This window comes from Croceicoccus naphthovorans, from assembly GCF_001028705.1.
Classification (GTDB): domain Bacteria; phylum Pseudomonadota; class Alphaproteobacteria; order Sphingomonadales; family Sphingomonadaceae; genus Croceicoccus; species Croceicoccus naphthovorans.
This window is the reverse complement of sequence record NZ_CP011770.1, coordinates 727,916-746,494: the sequence shown is the minus strand read 5'-3', so window position 1 is coordinate 746,494 and position 18,579 is coordinate 727,916. Positions and strand designations below refer to the sequence as shown.

26 protein-coding genes are annotated in these 18,579 nt (G+C 63.0%); 20 read left to right on the top strand and 6 right to left on the bottom strand.

Going from position 1 to position 18,579, the window contains the following annotated elements; translation table 11 throughout:
* Position 1 precedes the first annotated feature (1 nt).
* Genes AB433_RS03785 through AB433_RS03775 form a run of 3 tightly spaced genes read right to left on the bottom strand, consistent with a single transcriptional unit; the run spans position 2 to position 1,376 of the window.
* Positions 2 to 463: a RidA family protein gene (locus tag AB433_RS03785; RefSeq protein WP_047819989.1), complete on the bottom strand. Its 462-nt coding sequence runs from the start codon at positions 461 to 463 to the stop codon at positions 2 to 4.
* The gene (locus AB433_RS03780) at positions 424 to 1,086 is read right to left on the bottom strand and encodes a hypothetical protein (protein ID WP_047819988.1); all 663 of its coding nucleotides are present in this window, start codon (positions 1,084 to 1,086) and stop codon (positions 424 to 426) included. Before AB433_RS03780 ends, AB433_RS03785 begins: the two co-directional genes overlap by 40 nt.
* Positions 1,083 to 1,376: a DUF3572 domain-containing protein gene (locus AB433_RS03775; protein ID WP_047819987.1), complete on the bottom strand. Its 294-nt coding sequence runs from the start codon at positions 1,374 to 1,376 to the stop codon at positions 1,083 to 1,085. Before AB433_RS03775 ends, AB433_RS03780 begins: the two co-directional genes overlap by 4 nt.
* A gap of 72 nt (positions 1,377 to 1,448) precedes the next feature.
* Here AB433_RS03775 and AB433_RS03770 point away from each other — a divergent pair, with 72 nt between their 5' ends.
* Positions 1,449 to 1,829 (top strand): response regulator, encoded by a 381-nt coding sequence (locus AB433_RS03770; protein ID WP_047819986.1) that lies wholly within the window; start codon positions 1,449 to 1,451, stop codon positions 1,827 to 1,829.
* A gap of 3 nt (positions 1,830 to 1,832) precedes the next feature.
* On the opposite strand, the gene AB433_RS03765 is transcribed toward AB433_RS03770, so the two are convergent.
* Entirely contained in the window at positions 1,833 to 2,390 is a 558-nt protein-coding gene (locus AB433_RS03765) for a Pycsar system effector family protein (protein ID WP_047819985.1), read from the bottom strand.
* Positions 2,391 to 2,588: 198 nt separating this feature from the next.
* Here AB433_RS03765 and AB433_RS03760 point away from each other — a divergent pair, with 198 nt between their 5' ends.
* From AB433_RS03760 to AB433_RS03750, 3 genes are all read left to right on the top strand, one after another.
* A complete protein-coding gene (locus AB433_RS03760; RefSeq protein ID WP_047823248.1) occupies positions 2,589 to 2,828 on the top strand; it encodes an acyl carrier protein in 240 nt (79 codons plus the stop codon).
* Positions 2,829 to 2,830: 2 nt separating this feature from the next.
* A complete protein-coding gene (spt, locus tag AB433_RS03755) occupies positions 2,831 to 4,087 on the top strand; it encodes a serine palmitoyltransferase (RefSeq protein WP_047819984.1) in 1,257 nt (418 codons plus the stop codon).
* A gap of 62 nt (positions 4,088 to 4,149) precedes the next feature.
* The gene (locus AB433_RS03750) at positions 4,150 to 5,760 is read left to right on the top strand and encodes a hypothetical protein (protein WP_053058965.1); all 1,611 of its coding nucleotides are present in this window, start codon (positions 4,150 to 4,152) and stop codon (positions 5,758 to 5,760) included.
* On the opposite strand, the gene AB433_RS03745 is transcribed toward AB433_RS03750, so the two are convergent.
* Both AB433_RS03745 and AB433_RS03740 read right to left on the bottom strand, forming a co-directional pair.
* Positions 5,757 to 6,026, bottom strand: a complete 270-nt coding sequence (locus AB433_RS03745) for an usg protein (protein ID WP_047819983.1) — start codon at positions 6,024 to 6,026, stop codon at positions 5,757 to 5,759. The genes AB433_RS03750 and AB433_RS03745 overlap by 4 nt on opposite strands.
* A 90-nt stretch (positions 6,027 to 6,116) precedes the next feature.
* On the bottom strand, positions 6,117 to 6,755 hold the full coding sequence (locus AB433_RS03740; RefSeq protein ID WP_047819982.1) for a YqaA family protein: 639 nt from the start codon (positions 6,753 to 6,755) through the stop codon (positions 6,117 to 6,119).
* A gap of 238 nt (positions 6,756 to 6,993) precedes the next feature.
* Between AB433_RS03740 and AB433_RS03735 the strand changes: the two genes are divergently transcribed.
* From AB433_RS03735 to AB433_RS20335, 16 genes are all read left to right on the top strand, one after another.
* Positions 6,994 to 7,500: a hypothetical protein gene (locus tag AB433_RS03735; RefSeq protein ID WP_053058964.1), complete on the top strand. Its 507-nt coding sequence runs from the start codon at positions 6,994 to 6,996 to the stop codon at positions 7,498 to 7,500.
* A gap of 26 nt (positions 7,501 to 7,526) precedes the next feature.
* Positions 7,527 to 8,828, top strand: a complete 1,302-nt coding sequence (locus AB433_RS03730) for a DNA-packaging protein (protein ID WP_047823242.1) — start codon at positions 7,527 to 7,529, stop codon at positions 8,826 to 8,828.
* A 71-nt stretch (positions 8,829 to 8,899) separates the two neighbouring features.
* On the top strand, positions 8,900 to 10,114 hold the full coding sequence (locus tag AB433_RS03725) for a phage portal protein (RefSeq protein WP_047819981.1): 1,215 nt from the start codon (positions 8,900 to 8,902) through the stop codon (positions 10,112 to 10,114).
* Complete coding sequence (locus tag AB433_RS03720) at positions 10,111 to 10,419, top strand: DUF6127 family protein (RefSeq protein WP_047819980.1); 309 nt, start codon at positions 10,111 to 10,113, stop codon at positions 10,417 to 10,419. Before AB433_RS03725 ends, AB433_RS03720 begins: the two co-directional genes overlap by 4 nt.
* On the top strand, positions 10,416 to 10,868 hold the full coding sequence (locus AB433_RS03715) for an HK97 family phage prohead protease (RefSeq protein WP_245626573.1): 453 nt from the start codon (positions 10,416 to 10,418) through the stop codon (positions 10,866 to 10,868). Before AB433_RS03720 ends, AB433_RS03715 begins: the two co-directional genes overlap by 4 nt.
* A gap of 118 nt (positions 10,869 to 10,986) precedes the next feature.
* Positions 10,987 to 12,162 carry a phage major capsid protein gene (locus AB433_RS03710; RefSeq protein WP_047819978.1) on the top strand — a complete coding sequence of 392 codons (1,176 nt, stop codon included), beginning with the start codon at positions 10,987 to 10,989 and terminating at the stop codon, positions 12,160 to 12,162.
* 190 nt (positions 12,163 to 12,352) lie between these two features.
* Entirely contained in the window at positions 12,353 to 12,919 is a 567-nt protein-coding gene (locus tag AB433_RS03705) for a head-tail connector protein (RefSeq protein ID WP_047819977.1), read from the top strand.
* A complete protein-coding gene (locus tag AB433_RS20340; RefSeq protein ID WP_169749297.1) occupies positions 12,916 to 13,086 on the top strand; it encodes a hypothetical protein in 171 nt (56 codons plus the stop codon). The genes AB433_RS03705 and AB433_RS20340 overlap by 4 nt, the downstream gene beginning before the upstream one ends.
* A gap of 5 nt (positions 13,087 to 13,091) precedes the next feature.
* On the top strand, positions 13,092 to 13,481 hold the full coding sequence (locus AB433_RS03700; protein ID WP_047819976.1) for a DUF3168 domain-containing protein: 390 nt from the start codon (positions 13,092 to 13,094) through the stop codon (positions 13,479 to 13,481).
* Positions 13,482 to 13,514: 33 nt separating this feature from the next.
* Positions 13,515 to 13,928 carry a phage major tail protein, TP901-1 family gene (locus tag AB433_RS03695; RefSeq protein WP_047819975.1) on the top strand — a complete coding sequence of 138 codons (414 nt, stop codon included), beginning with the start codon at positions 13,515 to 13,517 and terminating at the stop codon, positions 13,926 to 13,928.
* Positions 13,925 to 14,242: a gene transfer agent family protein gene (locus AB433_RS03690; RefSeq protein ID WP_047819974.1), complete on the top strand. Its 318-nt coding sequence runs from the start codon at positions 13,925 to 13,927 to the stop codon at positions 14,240 to 14,242. Before AB433_RS03695 ends, AB433_RS03690 begins: the two co-directional genes overlap by 4 nt.
* The gene (locus tag AB433_RS03685; RefSeq protein ID WP_047819973.1) at positions 14,235 to 14,444 is read left to right on the top strand and encodes a phage tail assembly chaperone; all 210 of its coding nucleotides are present in this window, start codon (positions 14,235 to 14,237) and stop codon (positions 14,442 to 14,444) included. The genes AB433_RS03690 and AB433_RS03685 overlap by 8 nt, the downstream gene beginning before the upstream one ends.
* On the top strand, positions 14,437 to 14,997 hold the full coding sequence (locus tag AB433_RS03680) for a hypothetical protein (protein ID WP_047819972.1): 561 nt from the start codon (positions 14,437 to 14,439) through the stop codon (positions 14,995 to 14,997). Before AB433_RS03685 ends, AB433_RS03680 begins: the two co-directional genes overlap by 8 nt.
* Positions 14,998 to 15,017: 20 nt before the next feature.
* Positions 15,018 to 17,351: a DUF2460 domain-containing protein gene (locus AB433_RS03675; protein WP_047819971.1), complete on the top strand. Its 2,334-nt coding sequence runs from the start codon at positions 15,018 to 15,020 to the stop codon at positions 17,349 to 17,351.
* The gene (locus AB433_RS03670) at positions 17,348 to 18,166 is read left to right on the top strand and encodes a DUF2163 domain-containing protein (protein ID WP_047819970.1); all 819 of its coding nucleotides are present in this window, start codon (positions 17,348 to 17,350) and stop codon (positions 18,164 to 18,166) included. Before AB433_RS03675 ends, AB433_RS03670 begins: the two co-directional genes overlap by 4 nt.
* Complete coding sequence (locus AB433_RS20335) at positions 18,163 to 18,567, top strand: NlpC/P60 family protein (RefSeq protein WP_156170660.1); 405 nt, start codon at positions 18,163 to 18,165, stop codon at positions 18,565 to 18,567. The genes AB433_RS03670 and AB433_RS20335 overlap by 4 nt, the downstream gene beginning before the upstream one ends.
* Positions 18,568 to 18,579 lie beyond the last annotated feature (12 nt).

Here is an 18,579-nt window from a genome sequence, read left to right as displayed (position 1 = left end):
ATCAGGCGGTCACCTGCAGGATCGCATCGACCTCTACCGCCGCGCCCAGCGGCAGGACCGGTACACCGACGGCACTGCGCGCGTGGCGGCCCGTATCGCCGAACACTGCCAGCATCAGGTCCGACGCACCGTTCACCACCTTTGGCTGATCGGTGAAGGCGCCGGTCGAATTGACGAACCCGCCCAGCTTTACGACCCGGGCCACGCGGTCCAGCGAACCCAGTGCCTGTTTCGCCTGCGCAAGGATCATCACGCCGCAGGCCTGCGCCGCTTCGATCCCCAGTTCCAGCGAAACGTCCTCGCCCAGCCGCCCGGTCACCAGCTTGCCGCCGATAAAGGGAAGCTGGCCGGAAATGTGCAGCAGGCCACCTGCTTCTACTGCCGGGACATAGCTGGCCACCGGCGCGGCGGGTTCGGGAAGGGTTAGGCCCAGTTCTGAAAGCCGGGCTTCGATCGCACACATTTCTCTACTCCAAGACGGTCTAACAGCCAGGGCACCGCCTCTGGCCAGTGGTCGATACGGGCATGTGCGTGCCCCGCGACCAAAGCGCAAGGTGCATGGGGCGCGACACCGGGCTCTCCGACGAAATGCAGACGTCCGACGTGCGGTGCTTCGTCCGCCACCGAGCCGATATGCACTGCCAGATCGTCGATGAAGATCGCAGGCCGGTCCGCGCCGCGCTCGTCCAGAATTCGCCTTAGCGCGGGCCCTTTCGGCCCCTGATTGGTATAGACCGGCAGGTCGAGACCAAAGCCGCGCAGCTGCGCCACGCGGTCGTCGCGGCGGTGGTCCTCCAGATTTGTCAAAACCACGACATCGGCATGTTCAGCCAGCCGCCCCATCGCCTCGACCGCGCCGGGGATCGGGTCTTGCCGATGCATCTCGGCATCGAAGAACAGGCCGAGCAGTCGCCACATCTCGCGCACACTCATCGGTTTGTTCTCGCCCCGACGGCGCATTCCTTCGGCAAAGCCCTGCGACAGTTCCAGTTCGACATCGTGCGCCTCGCCCAGCCAGTCACGGAAATGCACGACCATGCGCAGTAGCACTTCGTCACAATCGGTGATGATCAGGGGGCGGGTCATAGCCATTCATTCCTGCCGAAAAGGTTGTCGCGGGCCGCCACGATCCGCTCTGGCGCAAGGCCCAACGTATCGGCGGCGGCAATCAGGTCGCCCTCATTCCCGGCAAGGAAATCGAGCACCGCCCCCTGTACTTCTCGGGTGCCGATTCCGGTTCGAAGCGAGTGGGGCGAAAAGCCGGTCAGCGCCAGAAACCGATCCGCAAGCGATTGATCTTGCAGGATCCACGACAGTGCCATCAATGCCACAGTGGCATCGTCCGGTTCGGGCGAATTAGCGAAGCCTGTTGTCAAATCTGAAACCAACTTTATACCCAATTGCAATTGGCGGGGTAACGGGAAGACCACGCCAGGGGGTAGATTGCAGTGACTGAACGTGTGCTCGTTGTCGAGGACAACGATCTCAATCGGAAGCTTTTTTGCGACCTGCTGCGCGCCAACGGGCTCGTTGTGGAACCCTGCTCCGACGGCCGCGAATTCATCGAAATCGCCCTGCGCTTCGATCCGCAAGTCGTCGTCATGGACATTCAGCTGCCGCACGTTTCGGGCCTTTCGCTGATCGAAGCGATGAAGGGCAACGACCTGCTGCGGCATATCCCGATCCTTGCGGTCACCGCCTATGCGGGCAAAGGTGACGAGGAACGGATTCGCGACGCCGGGGCAGAGGGGTACCTGTCCAAGCCGGTGTCGATCCAGCCGTTCATGGCAGCGGTCAACGCGCTGCTAGATCGCCGCGCCGCAGCCTGATCGTCAGCCCGACCCCAGAACGAACCGTTCCAATACGAACACCGCAGACGTGGTGCAAAGCCCGCCAATGAACAGGCGATAGGCATAGCCCAGAAACCGATACTTCTTGCGTTGCAAAACCTGCCCGTTCTGGTGAATATCGCGCAGCATCGTGCGATAAACCGTCTCGTCCGTGGCCAGCCGGTCGAGCATCCGCTCGGTCCACTCGTCCTCCGACAGGCCCGAGAAATTCCCGAAAAACAGGTCGTTGGTATGGGCATCCGGCCGCTGGTGCTTGCCCCGCGTCGACGGCAGCACGGCCATCACCGCGCAGATCGCCGAGGCGAAAGCGAAGATTGCAAGGATCGTCAGCGAAATCGGCAGCACGCCGCGCCCCGCCTGTCCAACCGCGATGGTAAATACCACGAATGTCGCACCCATCAGGATCGAGGCCTTCTGGTCCGCCATCTGCGAGAGCGCGAGATTGTTGGTTTGCGACGTGCGGACAAGGTGGATCGCCTGTGGTGAAAAATGGCGCTCGGTCGGAGCAGCCTCACCCGCGTTCACCCCCCGATCTTCCATATCTTCAGCCCCCACCAGTCACCCGAACGGGATGACACGTTGCCCAGCCGCTGACAAGCGTACGAAACCGATGCGCGCGGTCCACAATCCGCCGTCATGCACAGGCCCCCTACCCCGCAAAACTTGACAGCGCCGCCCCACCCCGCTTTGCCCCGCAACAGCAATATCGCCAGTTTCGCGAAGGACGAAGGCACCCCGATGGACCGTGACGACACCAAGGCCCGGATCGACACCCTGATCGAGCCGTTCAACAAGAAGGGCGTCGCAATTACCGAAAGCACGACCTTTGCGGGCGACCTTGAATGGGACAGCCTGACCGTCATGGACTTCGTCGCCGCGATCGAGGACGAATTCGACATCATCATCAGCATGAACCAGCAGGCCGAGATCGAAACCTATGGCCAGCTGATCGACGCCGTAACGAAGCTGCGCGCCTGACCATGAGCGAAGGCATCGAAACGCCGGACAAGCCCGGAACGCCCCCCGTCGGCCACAACTCCGGCGACCTTTTCAGCAAGTTCGACGGCATCATCAAACAGCGGCAGGACCTGCTCGACAGCGGTCTGGAAGATCCGTTCGGGCTGGTGATGGAAAAGGTTCTCAGCCCCGTCACCGCGGTGTGCAACGGGCGTGAGACGATCCTGCTTGGCACCTATAACTACATGGGCATGACCTTCGATCCCGACGTGGTCGAAGCGGGCAAGCAGGCGCTGGACGACTTCGGTTCGGGCACCACCGGCAGCCGCGTGCTGAACGGCACATATGCCGGGCACAGGGACGTAGAGGCCGCACTGCGCGAATTCTACGGCACCAAGCACGCGATGGTGTTTTCGACCGGGTATCAGGCGAACCTCGGCATCATTTCGACGATCGCGGGCAAGGGCGACTATATCGTCCTCGACATCGACAGCCACGCCAGCATCTGGGACGGCTGCGCGATGGGCAATGCCGAAGTCGTGCCGTTCAAGCACAACGACCTCGAGGCGATGGAAAAGCGCCTGAAGCGCATTCCGGAAGGCGCGGGCAAGCTGGTCGTGCTGGAGGGCGTCTACTCGATGCTGGGCGACATCGCCCCGCTGAAGGAGATGATCGCGATTGCCAAGCGCCATGGCGCGATGGTGCTGGTGGACGAAGCGCATTCGATGGGCTTCATCGGCCCCAACGGTCGCGGCGTTGCCGAGGATCAGGGCGTGATGGACGATGTCGATTTCATCATCGGCACGTTCTCCAAATCGGTCGGCACCGTCGGCGGCTTCTGCGTGTCGAACCACCCCAAGTTCGAAGTGATGCGGCTTGTCTGCCGCCCTTATGTCTTCACCGCCAGCCTGCCGCCCAGTGTGGTCGCGACCGCCGCCACCTCCATCCGAAAGCTGATCCACGCTGGCAACAAGCGCGAACACCTGTGGGAGAATTCCAAGCGGCTCCACGCGGGGCTCAAGGAACTGGGCTTCGACCTTGGCACCGATACGCCGCAAAGCGCGATCATCGCGGTTCTGATGCCCGATCTGGAACGCGGTGCTGCGATGTGGGAGGCGCTGCTGAAGGAAGGGCTATACGTGAACCTGGCCCGCCCGCCCGCAACGCCTGCGAACATGACCCTGCTGCGCTGCTCGCTCTGTGCCGAACATAGCGAAGAACAAGTCGGTCAGATCCTGCAGATGTTCGAGAACGCCGGGAAGGCCGTCGGCATAATCTGATCGGGGCTTGCCTTCACGGGCTGGCGGACTGACAATGCGGCCCTCGCATCATGGGGGCTGTCATGCGGTACGTTTCGTTCATAACTGCCATTTCGCTCGCGCTGATCGGCGCGCCAGCTTTCGCGCAGGAAAGTGACGGCGCGGGAACCGTGCCCGATGGATCGCATTCCGAAGCAGGCGTTAGCGCGTCCGAAGAACCGAGTGCTGGTCATGCAATGCATGGGGAACGGGCCGACGGCCCGCCTGACTTGCTCCCGCATGTCGGAAACGGCGGCTTCCCGATCGCGACCGAGGTGCCCGAGGCGCAGGCCTTCTTCGACAACGGCATGGCGCTCTACATGGCGTTCTCGCACGACGAAGCCACGGCGGCGATGGCTGAGGCGGTTCGACTCGATCCGGCCTGCGCGATGTGTCGGTGGGGTCACGCGCTTTCGCTGGGGCCGACGCTGAATTATGGGCGCGATGCGGATGCGCGTGTTGCTGCCTATGCAGAGGTGGTCGAAGGGCAAAAGCTTGCCAAATCGGGCGGCGATGCGTTTGAGGCCGCGATGCTCGATACGCTGGCCATGCGGTTCAAGCCCAAAGGCGACGTCGAGCAGCGCGACAAGGCCTATGCCCAAGCGATGACCGCGCTGGCCGCGCGCTGGCCGGATCGCGATACGCTGCAGGTTCTGGCCGCCGATGCCCTGATGGTCGCGACCGATTGGGACGATCCCGACATGAGCCAGCCGATCGCGCTGATCGAGCCTGTGCTGGCGCGCAACCCGGACGATACCGGGGCAATCCACTTCTATATCCACGCCACCGAAATTGCAGGCACGCCCGAACTGGCCGCACCCTATGCCGACCGGCTGGATGCGATGCGCCTGAACGCAAGTCACCTGGTCCATATGCCGTCGCACACGTGGTATTGGATCGGGCGTTATCAGGACGCCGCCGACGCCAATCGCCGCGCGGTTATGATTGGGGAACATCAGGCGATGACCCTGCCGCCCGATACCGAGGGCGGGGTCTGGACCATCCCCTATCACGCCCACAACGTGATCTTCGGGCTGGGCGGCGCAATGATGGCCGGGGATTCGCGCACCGCGCTGATGCTGGGCCGCCCGCTTGTCGAGTATTCGCAGGGGCAGGAAAAGGGCAGCCCTGTGCGTCAATTGCTCTCGGCCGCAGGCTATTTCGCGCTGGGCCGGTTTGAAGACCCCAAGGTCGTTCTCTCCTTGCCGGAGCCAAAACTGCCATATCTGGCCGCCGCCCGCCACTATGCGCGAGGCGAGGCTTATGCGTTTTTGAACGACCTTGCTGGGATGCGGACCGAGATCGCCGCAATTCCTCCGATCGTGAAAGAGCGTGAGAGCGATGAAGAGTTGTCTGCACCAGAGCAGATGTTGACCATTACGCGGGCGGTGCTGATGGGGCGACTTGCCATGTTGGAGGGCCGTTATCGCGACGCGGCGGCGGCCTTTGCCGAAGCTGCGATAGTCGAAGAGACCGAGGACTTCAGCCAGTTCAGCGACCCGCCCGCGTTTTGGTATCCGGTGCGGCGCGATCTGGCGCTTGCCTTGCAGGCGGCGGGCGACAGTGATGGCGCAATCCGAGAGGCGAGGAAAACGCTGGAAATCCGACCGCTCGATCCGGTCGCAACCGAATTGCTGGCTGATTTGGGTGGTTAGTTGATCGTGATAACCCCATCGACGGCGTGCCACTCGGTCGGTCCGATGAGCTGGTTGTGCGCGACGCTGACGGAATGAAGAACCGCCTCGATATCGGTGCGCCAGAAATCCAGGAATTGGCTTAACCGCGGATAGCGCGGGGCGACATCGTACTGCTGAAATAGGAATTGCTGAAGCAGCGACCGGTGATCGGGCATCCAGAAATGCACCATAACGGTCGTCAGACCGTACCCTTGCATCTGCAACTGAAAATCACTGTCCGCCATCGCTCCTCCGAAGCGCTGCCTTCACTCAATGACAGTGCCATAATTCGGTAAAGAAACGCTTTCGTCAATGAAAATTGTGCGGCGCAGCAATCAGGCTGCGGCGACCGTTGTGGCAAGGTCGCAAGCGGACTTCGCCTCGTCCCCGTGCCCGCCAAGGAACGTCAAGACCACGAACCCGGCCACGACCAGTAGGATAAACGCCGTCGTTACCAAGCCGAGATAGCGGTCGATGAAAGACTTTATCGGCGCGCCGAACAGGCGGAACAGGATGCCCACCGTCATGAAGATCAAGCCGCGCCCGGCAATGCTGGCAAGGATGAACGGCACCAACGCCATGTGGATGAACCCGGCGGTGATGGTGAGCAGCTTGAACGGTACCGGCGTAGACCCGGCAACAAGAATGACCTCCACATCGAATTCGCGCAGGTAACAGGCCGCCTTTGGGAATGCCTCTTGCAAGCCGAGCGCGCCGATCAGCCACTGCCCGATCGTGTCGTAAAGGAAATAGCCGATCGCATAGCCGAACAGCCCGCCCAGCACCGAAGCGATCGTCGTAATCAGGGCATAGCGCACCGCCTTCTTGGGGTTGGCGAGGCACATCAGACCCAGCAACGGGTGCGGTGGAATCGGAAAGAACGACGATTCGACGAAAGAGATGCCCGCCAGCCACCGTTCGGCATGGCGGTGCTGCGCCTTTTCCATCGTCCAGTCGTACAGCTTGCGAAGCATCGATGCGTCCCTTCATGTGCCCACGCGAAATGGGCAATGACCGCGCTTGTGGCTGCAGTCGCGACGTTACGCAAGCGCTCACAAACTCCAATACAATTAACCTATTTGGTAATTATATATTGACATCGTCACGCTCTTTGGTTAGACGAGTTGAACATCGCGATAGAGCGAGTCGCCGCCCCGAGATGCGGCGGAGGCGCTCTCGCGATGTCATGTTCGAAAAATCAGGGAGGTAAGCATGGCGAAGGGTCGCTCGCAGGACGACATGCCCCCGCCCGACAACTGGCGTGAGGTGTTTCTTGAACATCTTGCCCAGACGTCGAATGTTTCCGGCGCTGCGCGGGCAGCGAAGATAAAGCCGGGAACGATCTATCGAGCGCGCCGCAACGATCCCGAATTCGCGCAGGCCTGGTTCGAAGCGCTTTGCGAAGGGTACGATCTTCTGGAGCTGGATCTGCTCCGCCGCTTGCGGATGGGTGATAACGACAGCCCGACTGCGAAGCGCAAGCGCAAATACGACAACGCCACCTCTTTTCGTCTGCTGTCGGCCCACCGCGCGACGGTCAGCCAGATGCGCGCCGATCAGCAGCAGCTTAGCGAGGACGAGGTTATCGCCTCGATCAATGACAAGCTCGACCGGATGCGCGAACGGATGCGCGCCGCTGAAGAGGAAGCACCACCGGTCCTGCCCGCGCCGACAGACTCGAGTAACGACGACGAACACGAACCCGGCGAACAGACGTGACGACCGACGCACGGCTTGCCTGGCTGATGGCGCTGGGCGAAGTGGAGCGCAGTGCGATACTGGCAGGCTTCAGCAAGGCAGAGCGCGACGGACTTCGTTATCATTGGGAGCTTTGGGCACGAACGCGGCAACTGCCGCCACCGGGGGACTGGCGGGTTTGGCTGATCTGCGCCGGTCGCGGTTTCGGCAAAACGAGGGCGGGTTCGGAATGGGTGCGGCACATTGCGCGCAGCGATCCGAATGCGCGGATCGCGCTGATCGGCGCATCGTTGGCCGAAACGCGGGCGGTCATGGTCGAGGGCGAGAGTGGCATCCTCGCCTGTTGCCCGCCGCGCAACAAGCCGCGCTACGAACCGTCGTTACGCCGCCTTACCTTTCCGAACGGAGCAAGCGCAACGCTCTATTCGGCCAGTGAGCCGGACAGTTTGCGGGGGCCGCAACATAGCCACGCGTGGTGCGATGAAGCCGCGAAATGGGAAGTAGCGGGCGAACGCGCGGGCAAGGCGTGGGACAATATGCTGATGGGCCTGCGCCTTGGCGAAATGCCGCGCGTGCTCGTCACGACGACGCCGCGCGCAGTGCCGCTGATGCGCAAACTGATGGCAGGTGATGCTGACGGTAAAACAGTCATCGTGCGTGGTCAGAGCAAGGACAACGCCAGCAACCTGCCCACGCGGTTCCTGCACGATATGGAGCGCGACTATGGCGGCACTGCGCTCGGGCGTCAGGAACTGGACGGAGAATTGCTGTTGGATGTCGACGGCGCGCTATGGACGCGCAGCCTGATCGAGAGGTGCCGCGCCAAGGACGAGGGCGGCGATCTCAGCCGTGTGGTCGTCGGCGTCGATCCCCCTGCCAGCGCGCGGGGCGATGCCTGCGGGATCGTCGTCGCGGCGCTTGGGTCGGATGGCGTGGCACGGGTCATGGCGGATTGCTCGGTCACGAAACCGACGCCGGAACGCTGGGCCCGCGCGGCGGCTGCCGCTGCGGCGGCCTGGCATGCGGATCGAATCGTTGCCGAGGCGAACCAGGGCGGTGCGATGGTGGAATCCGTCCTGCGCGCAGTCGACGTGAACTTGCCGGTCAGGCTGGTACACGCCAGCCGTGGCAAGGTCGCGCGGGCCGAACCGGTCGCCGCGCTCTACGAAGCGGGACGCGTCCTGCATGTCGGGGCTTTCCCCGAACTGGAGGACGAGCTTGCCGGACTTAGCATCGGCGGCGAATACAACGGCCCCGGACGTTCGCCCGACAGGGCCGATGCGCTGGTCTGGGCGCTAACCGAACTGATGCTGGGTGCGCAGGGTCGTCCCCGCGTCTGGATGCAGTAATCCGCTGCACCTGAAGCCAACCGCGTGCCTTGCGGCACCGACGCGCAATTGCGTGACTACAGGAGAACAAGATGTCGTTTCTCGAAACGCTGGGCGCCGCCTTCAAGGGCAGCGCCCCGGCGGAGCGACCGCCGCTCGCGCGTCCCTTCGCCTCGCCGTGGCTGTTTGCCGATGGCGGGATCGGCGCCCTACCCTATGAATACCGCGGTGCGGTAGGGCGCGCCTATCTCGACAACCCGGTTGCCCAGCGCGCGGTGCGCATGGTGGCAGAAGGCGTGGCCAGCGCGCCGCTGAAGCCGTGCGATCCCGATCTGGTCAAGCTGGTGACGGCGACCAGCGCCGGGCAGTCGCTGCTAGAGACGTTGGCTGCGCAGGTCCTGCTGCACGGCAATGGTTATATCCAGATCATCAAGGATGCATCGGGGAAGCCGGTTGAACTCTTCGCCCTGCGCCCCGAACGTATCAGTGTCGATCCCGGCCCCGATGGTTGGCCCGCTGCCTATCGCTATCGCGTTGGCGAGAGCGTTATCACGCTGCCTATCGAGGACGATGCGCAGTACCCGAACATCGTTCACATCAAGGGTTTCCACCCCGGTGACGACCACTACGGTGCCGGATGCCTGTCCGCCGCGAACGAGTCGGTCGCGATCCACAACGCGGCGGCGCGCTGGAACCGGGTGTTGCTGGAAAACGCCGCGCGGCCTTCGGGTGCCCTTGTTTACGAGGCGGGCGACGGCGCGACGCTGACCAATGACCAGTTCGAGCGGCTGAAGGCCGAATTGGCTACCGCGTTTCAAGGGTCTGGCAATGCCGGACGCCCGATGCTGCTGGAAGGTGGGCTGAAGTGGCAATCGCTGTCGATGTCGCCCGCCGACATGGACTTCGCTACGTTGAAATCCGCCGCTGCGCGCGACATCGCGCTGGCCTTTGGCGTGCCTCCGATGCTGCTGGGCCTGCCGGGGGACAACACCTATTCGAATTACCGCGAGGCGAACCGCGCTTTGTGGCGACTGACGCTGTTGCCGCTTGCGGGCAAGATCCTGTCGGCGCTGACCGAGGGACTGGCGATCTGGTTCCGCGAGGCCAACCTTACCGTCGATCTCGACCGGGTGCCCGCGCTGGCCGAGGACCGTGAAAAGCTGTGGTCGCAGCTCAGCGACGCCGACTTCCTGTCCGACGACGAAAAGCGCGCAATGCTCGGCTTGCCGCCGCGTCCAAAGCCGGAACCGGAAACAAAACCCGAAGACAAACCGGTGAAGGTCAAACCCAAGGAGAAGCGCCCATGAGCCGCGAAGACCTTCTTGCCCGACTACTGGCCCAGGCCGAAGACGGTGGTGGCGATTTCGTCACCCTGCGCGCCATCGTTGAAGAGGCAAGCGAACTGGGCGCGGCGCGCGTCCTGAGCCGCATGGGCCTCGACGACGATAACGCGCACGATGACGTAGCCGAACTGCGCGAACTGCTCCGCGCGTGGCGCGATGCCAAGCGCAGCGCTTGGAAGGCGGCGATCGACTGGATGGTCCGTGGCCTGCTCGCCCTGCTGATTTTCGCAATCGCCCTACGCTTCGGTTTCGGAGACCTCGTACGATGAAAATGGAAAACAAGTTCAAGACCGGCTTCGATGCCGTCCACTTTGCCGGATACGCCGCGCTGTTCGACCAGCCGGACGCTGGCCGCGACGTAATCCGCCCCGGCGCTTTCGACGCATCCTTGCGGGAAAAGCGCGTCGCCAACGAAGCCATCCCACTGCTGTGGCAGCATCGCCCGGAACAGCAGATCGGCTGGGTCGAACGCGTCGGCGAGGACGAGCGCGGCCTGCGCGTGATCGCCCGCATCGACAACCCGGACAGCGCCGCAGCCCGCCTGTTGAAAGACGGCAAGCTCTCCGGCCTGTCGTTTGGTTACCGCGCCCGCGCTTCCAAGCCGGTGACGCTGACGGACGGCCGACAGGGCCGCGAACTGGCGCAGGTCGACCTGTTCGAAGTCAGCCTCGTCCACCGCCCGATGCAGAACGGCGCACGCGTCCACTTCGTGCGTTGAACCACCCCATTTGTCGCGCTTCGCAAGAGGGGCGCGTGCAAGACGGCTGCCCCTGGCAGCATTCGAACGGCCGCCTGGATGGGGCGGCCTTTTTCATGTGTGAAAGGTAAATTGCCCCATGAATATGGAAACCAAGATGGAAGGTCTCGACGCTTCCTTCGATATCGTAGCGCGCCAGGACGCCGCCGATGAGGCGATCAAGGGCCTGCGTCGCGACGTCGAAGAGGTGAAGGGCCGCCTCGAAAAAGTCAGCCGCGCCGCATCCCGCCCGGTAATCGACGGCGGACAGTCGGCGATGGGAGCGCTTAACGGTTCGCTGTCCAGCCCGATGATGAGTGCGGAGGTCAAGGGCTTCGTCAACGGATATCTGCGTCAGGGCCGCGAGACTGAGCTGAAGTCGATCAGCGGCGCGGTCGCCAGCGACGGCGGCTATGCGGTGCCCCGCGAACTCGACGCGATGATCGCCCGTTCGCTGAAGGACATCAGCCCAATTCGCCAGATCGCGCAGGTCGTCCAGACCGGCAGCGCCGGCTATCGCAAGCTGGTGACCGGCGCGGGCACCTCCTCCGGCTGGGTCAGTGATGCTGCCGCCCGTCCGGAAACCGCGACGCCGACCTTCCACGAGATCGCCCCGCCGACCGGTGAGCTTTACGCCAACCCGGCGGCAAGCCAGGCGATGCTGGATGATGCAGGCTTCGATCTGGAAGCATGGCTGGCCGAGGAAATCGCGACCGAGTTCGCCCGCGCCGAGGGCAGCGCCTTTGTCAACGGAACCGGCGTGAACCAGCCGCTCGGCTTCCTGCAGACGTCGCAGTCCACCGCCGATGACGGCGCGCGCACCTTCGGTTCGCTGCAATATGTCGGTTCGGGCAATGCCAGCGGCTTCGACACCGCGCCCGAGGCGAAGCTGATCGATCTCGTCCACACGCTCAAGTCTTCGCATCGTCAGGGCGCAAGCTGGGTGATGAATTCTGCCACGATGGCTTCGGTTCGCAAGCTGAAGACCAGCGACGGCGCGTTCCTGTGGCAGCCGGGCCTGATCGAAGGCCAGCCGGATCGTCTGCTTGGCTATCCGATTATCGAGGCCGAGGACATGCCCGACATCGCCGCGGGCACGACCCCGATCGCCTTCGGCAACTTCCGCGCCGGGTATCTGATCGCGGAACGATCGGCAACGTCGATCCTGCGCGATCCGTTCACCAACAAGCCCTTCGTCCACTTCTACGCGACGAAGCGGATCGGCGGCCAGGTGCTCGACAGCGACGCGATCAAGCTCCTCAAGATCGAGGCCTGATCCGCACCTGAAAAAGCCGGGATCCGCCCCGCCCTAAGCGTTTGGCGCAGGGCAGGTTGGCCTCCCGCCGGGACGCGCGCTTTCGCCCCTCGGCGCGCGTCCCGCCCTTTGGCGCGTCAGCATCGGTCTTCTCTGCCGATGCGGACGCGCCCCCTTGTTCACGGCATCTGACAGGAAAGGCAGCATAACGATGAAGCGCGCCGTCCTTGCCCCAGCCGACCTTCCCGCTTCGGCCATTGCCGAGCTGAAGGTATGGCTGGGCATCAATACCACGCGCGAAGACGCGCTGCTGGGTTCCCTCCTTTCCGCCTCGCTCGACATTTGCGAGGCTTATACCGGCGTCAGGCCGATCCTTGCCACCTGCGAGGAAGTCTGGCCCGTTCGCCCGATCGCATTCACCGTCACCGGCTGGCAAAGCCTGTCCACCCGGCCTATCGAAACTATCGAAGCGGTGGATGCCATCGCCCTTGACGGCACGCGCACCGCGCTTTCGGAAGAAGCCTATGAGATCGACCTAGACGCCGACGGCACGGGCCGGTTTCGCATGGTCGATGTCGGGTCTGCCAGACGCGTCGCCGTCCGCTTTACCGCTGGCCTTGCGAACGACTGGGACAGCCTGCCCGACGCGATCCGGCAAGGCGTGATGCGGCTTGCCGCGCATCATCACCGGATGCGCGACACGGGCGGTGGCGATACGGTTCCTCCGCGCGCGGTCGTCGCCCTGTGGCAACCGTGGCGCCGGATGCGCATCGCATGATCGAGGCGCGCGTAACCGGCACCGGCTTTGCCGCCCGCATGGCTGCGGCAATCGACCGCAAGCTTTCGATCCGGCGGAGGCGCACCCGCGTCGATGCCGACCCATCCGCGAACTGGCGCCGAGCCGACTGGCTCTGGCCCGACTTCGCGCCCCGTTTCAAGGACTGACCGAAATGGAAATCGCCCTTCGCGCCGCGCTGCTCGGCTACCTAAGCAACCACCCTCGACTTAGCACCGAACTGAACGCCATCAGCGAAGAGGCCCCCCTGCGCGCAAGCCTGCCATGGCTTGCCATCGTTGCCAGCGCGAGTTCGGACTGGAGCCACAAGACCGGATCGGGCCGAGAGGTCCGCATCGCGATAGAGCTTCAGGCGCGCGGCGACGATCCCGAAACAGCCGGACAGCTCGTTGCGGAGATCGAGAAAGCGGTCGAGGACCTGCCGCACGATCAGACCGGCTTTCGCATCGCCAATATCCAGTTTCTGCGCGCCCGCACCGAACAGCGCGGCGGCACGATCCGTGCCGTCCTCCTCGAATACCGGTTCCGCATCCTTGCGAACTGAACGCCCTCAACCTGACAATCGGAGACTCCCCCAATGAGCGCCCAGAAAGGCAGTGCCTTCCTCCTCAAGATCGGTGACGGCGGGTCGCCGGCCACTTTCAGCACGGTTGCCGGTCTACGCACGACGCAAATGTCGATCACTGGCGATGCCGTCGTCGTGACCACCAAGGAATCAGGCGGCTGGCGCGAACTGTTGTCGGGCGCAGGCGTTCGGCAGGTGTCGGTCAGCGCGGCTGGCATCTTCCTTGGTTCAGCGGCAGAAACCGGAATTCGCGCCCATGCGCTGGCTGGCACGATTGCCGAATACGAGCTCAGCTTTGAAGATGGCGAACGGATGCGCGGCCAATTTCTGGTTCAGCGGCTCGACTACGCCGGGGATTTCAATGGTGAGCGCAATTACACGCTGACGCTGGAAAGCTCCGGCCCGGTCGCTCCGGTGGTGGCATGAGCGAAGGTCTAGCCAACCCGGCACGGGGCGAGGCCGCGATCCAGATCGGCGACCGCAAACGTCGTCTGCGTCCGACTTTTGCCGCCCTTGTCGCGGCCGAGGAGGAACTGGGCTCGCTGTTCACACTGGTCGAGCGTGCGGGCGCGGGCCGCCTGAAATTGTCGGAAATGACGGCGCTATTCTGGCACTGTCTTGCCGACCGGGCCGACTTGACTCGCGACGACGTAGGCGAGGCGGTTGCGGCGCAGGGTCTTGCCGCCAGCGCGCCTTCCTTGCGGGCCGTCCTTCGACAGGTGCTGCAGGGGCATGAATAACGATCGACCAGACAGCTTTACGACTGACGCAGCACGCCTTTGTGGGCAGTGCGCGCTGATAATGGGGTGGCGACCGGACGAGTTCTGGGCTGCCACCCCAGCGGAAATCGCGTCGATTTTCAACGCATTCCAAGCCCCGAAGCAAAACGCGAGCGTCAGCCGCGCCGATCTAGACCGATTGATGGAGCAGGATCATGGATAGCGAAATCGAAACCCTGATGATCGAGGTGCGCGCCAGCACCGACGGCTTTGCGGCAGACATCCAGCAAATGCGCGACCAGTTCGACACGACGCTGGTCGACGGATTTTCGAAGGCGGGCAACATTCTTGAAACCAGCCTGCTGGGCGCGGTGCGGCGCGGCAGCCTTGGGTTCGAGGATCTGAAACGAACCGCACTGCGTGTGTTGGACGAGATTGCATCATCAGCCCTGAAAGGCGGCATCGTGCAGATGGGCGGCCTGCTCGGCGGCGGCGGAATTGGCGGGATGATCGGCGGCCTGTTCGGCCTTCCGGGGCGAGCGACGGGCGGCAATGTCGCGCCGGGATCGCCTTATATCGTCGGTGAAAGCGGTCCCGAATTGTTCGTTCCGACTAGCGCGGGCCGCGTAGAAACCGGGCTTGGCGGATCGGGCCCACGCGACGTTCGCGTGTCGATAAACCTGCACGTGCCGCCGGGCAGTTCCTCTGCTGAAAGCCTGCAACGATCCAGCCGCCAGGTCGCCAGCGCCGTGCGCCGCGCGCTCAACAGCCACTGACAGCATACGGGATAGCCAAAATGGCCTACTGGCTCGCCAAGACCCGCAAGGGACAGCGAAGCGACTGGATTCAGCGCTTCGATCCGCGTTTCTGGACCGTGAATTTCCCGCGCCCGATGATGGCGGCTGTTACGACAACCGCCCCGGATGCGCTGCGGGTGGATTGTGTCTTTTATCGCCACAACGATCTGGCCGGGTTGATCTGGGATAGCACCGACAGGCTCGATCACCCGCTTACCTCATACGAGACAAATCGCGACTATCGCCGCCTGACCGTGAAGTTCCGATGGAGGTCAGGCGGTGTAATCGCGCTGGATGCGGTGAACGGCCCGACCCTGACTATTGAGGGCCGCGATGCCGACGGCAATCCGCGCACCTGGTACGTCCGGCTTTGGAACTATGCCGAAGGGTCGCCGAACGACGCTGTCGTGGAACTGCCCTTCTCAAGCCTCGATGGGGGATATTTCCTGCCTTACGAAGCCGATCCGGTCTATGCCGGGGACGTCGATCGGATGTTCGTCTCGATCGTTCCGCCCGGCTACAGCGGATCGGATACCGCATTGAATGCGCCTGCTGAAGGGTGGGTCGAACTGCGCGATATCAAGGCCGATGGACAGGGCGCGATGCTTGCTGTCGGCGATGTGCTGGTCCCGCCGCATGGCGTCGGAATGTGCACGGCCTTCGACGATAGCGGCACACAAACCCCCGCCCGCCTGCTGCGGAATATTCGTGCGCTGGGCTACCGTGGAGAGATCGTCCACTATCTCGGCATGAGCCACTATTATTCGCTGCGCTCGGAAGGTGAAGACTTTGTCGTCGACAAGAATGCCCCCGCCTTCAACGTAGCGGCAGAGGCATGGCATCGCGACTATTTTAGTAAGTGTCGCGAGATGGGTTTCGAGCCCATTGCCTCGCTATCCTACGAATTGCTGGCCATGCATTGCCCGCAAGATTGGACTCAGCGCGACCTGCAAGGCCAACCGGCCCTGACAGGATGGGATCCGCCTTCCAACTTGCTGTCTCCGGCCAATGCGGAAGCCATGGCGTACCTTCAGAAGATCGGTCGCGCCTCTATAGGCCTGATGCGGGATGCAGGGGTCGCGGCCAGGTTCCAGATCGGCGAGCCGTGGTGGTGGACTTATCAGGACGGACGAATTTGCCTCTACGACGATGCAGCGAGGGAGGCGTTTGGCGGCAGTCCGGTTGCGATCCCGTCTCTGCGCGATGCACTCGATACGTCCCAGACCAACCTATTGAGTCTGGCTGGAACGATTTTGGCGCAATCGACGCTCAGCTTGCGCGATGCCGTTCGGGATCAGGCATTGCCGGAGGCTTGCGATGTTAGACTACTGGCGTTTCTTCCGACGTTGCTCGATCCGGCGACACCGGAAGCGCGCCGCGCCAACCTGCCGATGGAATGGTCGGCACCGGCTTTCGACCGCCTGCAAGTCGAAGACTACGACTGGCTGACCGGCGGGCAAGATGGCGCGCGAATGTCGGCCTATGCCGCCGTGAACGATCGGCTCGCCTATCCCATCGAAGCGCAGGACTATCTGTCCGGCTTCGTCCTGCGACCCCAAGACGCATCCGAGTTCTGGTCGCGCATCGACAAGGGTCTGGATGAGGCGGGTCGTCGCGGCGTGCCCCGCCGGTTCGTGTGGGCCAGTCCGCATGTGATGCGCGACGGTTATGTCCGTTTGCCGCAACCCGATGAAGAGGACACCATGCAATCTTTCGACGACGTTTCCTACCCGCTTGCCCTCGGACGCGGATCGGCGGTCGTTCCTGAATTTTCGACGACGATCGTCATCACTGCCTCGGGCCACGAACATCGCAATTCAGTCTGGTCGGACGCGCGCCTGAGATTTGACGTCGGGCCCGGTATCCGGTCGGAAGCCGAATTGGGTGTCCTGCTCGCCTTCTTCAGGGCGCGGCGAGGCGCGGCGCGTGGGTTCAGACTGCGCGACACCAATGACTTCAGCTCAAACGGAATGATCGAAGAGCCAACACCCTTTGATCAGCTGTTGGGTATCGGCGATGGCGCGACTGTGGCCTACCCGCTGGTCAAGCACTACGGTTCCGGCGGCGACGCTCAGCGAAGGCGTATCACCCGGCCCGATCCTGCGAGTATCAAGGTCTCGGTCGATGGTATTGAAACCGCCGACTGGTCGTTTGAGGAATATGGCGTCATTCGCTTGAGCGATGCCCCAATACAAGGAGCGGACATCAGGGCCGGTTTCCTCTTCGATGTGCCGGTCCGGTTTGCCGAAGATCGCCTAGAAATCTCGAGCGCAGTTTTTGCGGCTGGTGAAGCCCCCAGCGTACCCTTGATCGAATTGAGAGAAGATCGATGAGCCGGGACTGGTTCACCGAAGAGCTGGAGACGGTCGCAACATGGTGGCGCGTATATCGCCGCGACGGAGTGACGGTGGGGCTAACCAGCCACGACCGCGACCTGGTTTTTGACGACATTCGTCATCAAACGGCGCCTGGCATGGTGCCATCCGCGATCCGGCTCAGCGCAGATTTTGAACCGGACAGCGCCGAAGTGACAGGTGCTTTCGATCACCATGCCATAACCGCCGAGGATTTGGCCGCAGGCCGGTTCGACGGCGCGCGGGTAGAGATGGGCGTCGTGGACTGGGAAACGCGCGAGACCGAAATGATCTATTCCGGTACGATCGGCCGGGTGGAAGAGGACGGACCCAGCTTTTCCGCAGAATTGCAGTCGGAAAAGGCGCGCCTTTCGGTAGATCTGATACCGCGCACCAGCCCTACCTGTCGCGCCGATTTCTGCGGCCCGGAATGTGGACTTTCTTCAGCGCTGTTCACTCATGAAACAACGGTCTCGAAGATCGATTTCGAGGACAATGCCATCACGCTTTCAGCAGGGCCGTCTGCGGCCGACCTGCTGGACGGATCCGTGACATGGATCGACGGGAAGACCGCAGGCTTGTCGCACCGAATTGCGGCAGTCGACGGCAACCGCCTGATACTCGACCCTTTCATTCGAAACTTTGAGAATGTCGACGCGCGCGTGTCAGTGCGCCAGGGTTGCGATCATCGCTGGCAGACCTGCGCGGATCGGTTCGACAATGCCGTGAACTTCAGGGGCGAACCGTTCTTACCCGGCAATGATCTGCTGACCCGGTACCCCAAGGCGAAATGATCGGAGATCGCATTGCCGCAGCGGCATCCGACCTAATCGGCGCTCCCTTTCGACTGCACGGCAGGGACGCAAATACAGGGCTCGATTGTCTGGGCCTGATCGGCTTGGCCCTCGAACGGGTGGGTCGAGAATGCCGGTTGCCCCAGAGGTACGCCCTGCGCAATCGTGACATTGCGCAGCCTCTGCACTTCGCCACGCTCAACGGTTTTATCCCCTGTACAGGACTTTGGAAGGCTGGCGATTTGCTGCTTTTCACTTTGCCAGGCGCCCAAAACCACATGGCAATCGCATGCGATCGAAACGTGATCGTCCACGCCCATGCAGGACTAGGCCGCGTCGTTCGCGGGCCTGCCGAGGGCGATTGGTCAGAGACTGCGCATTGGCGCTGCTCCGAAGAATGAATGGAGGGACTT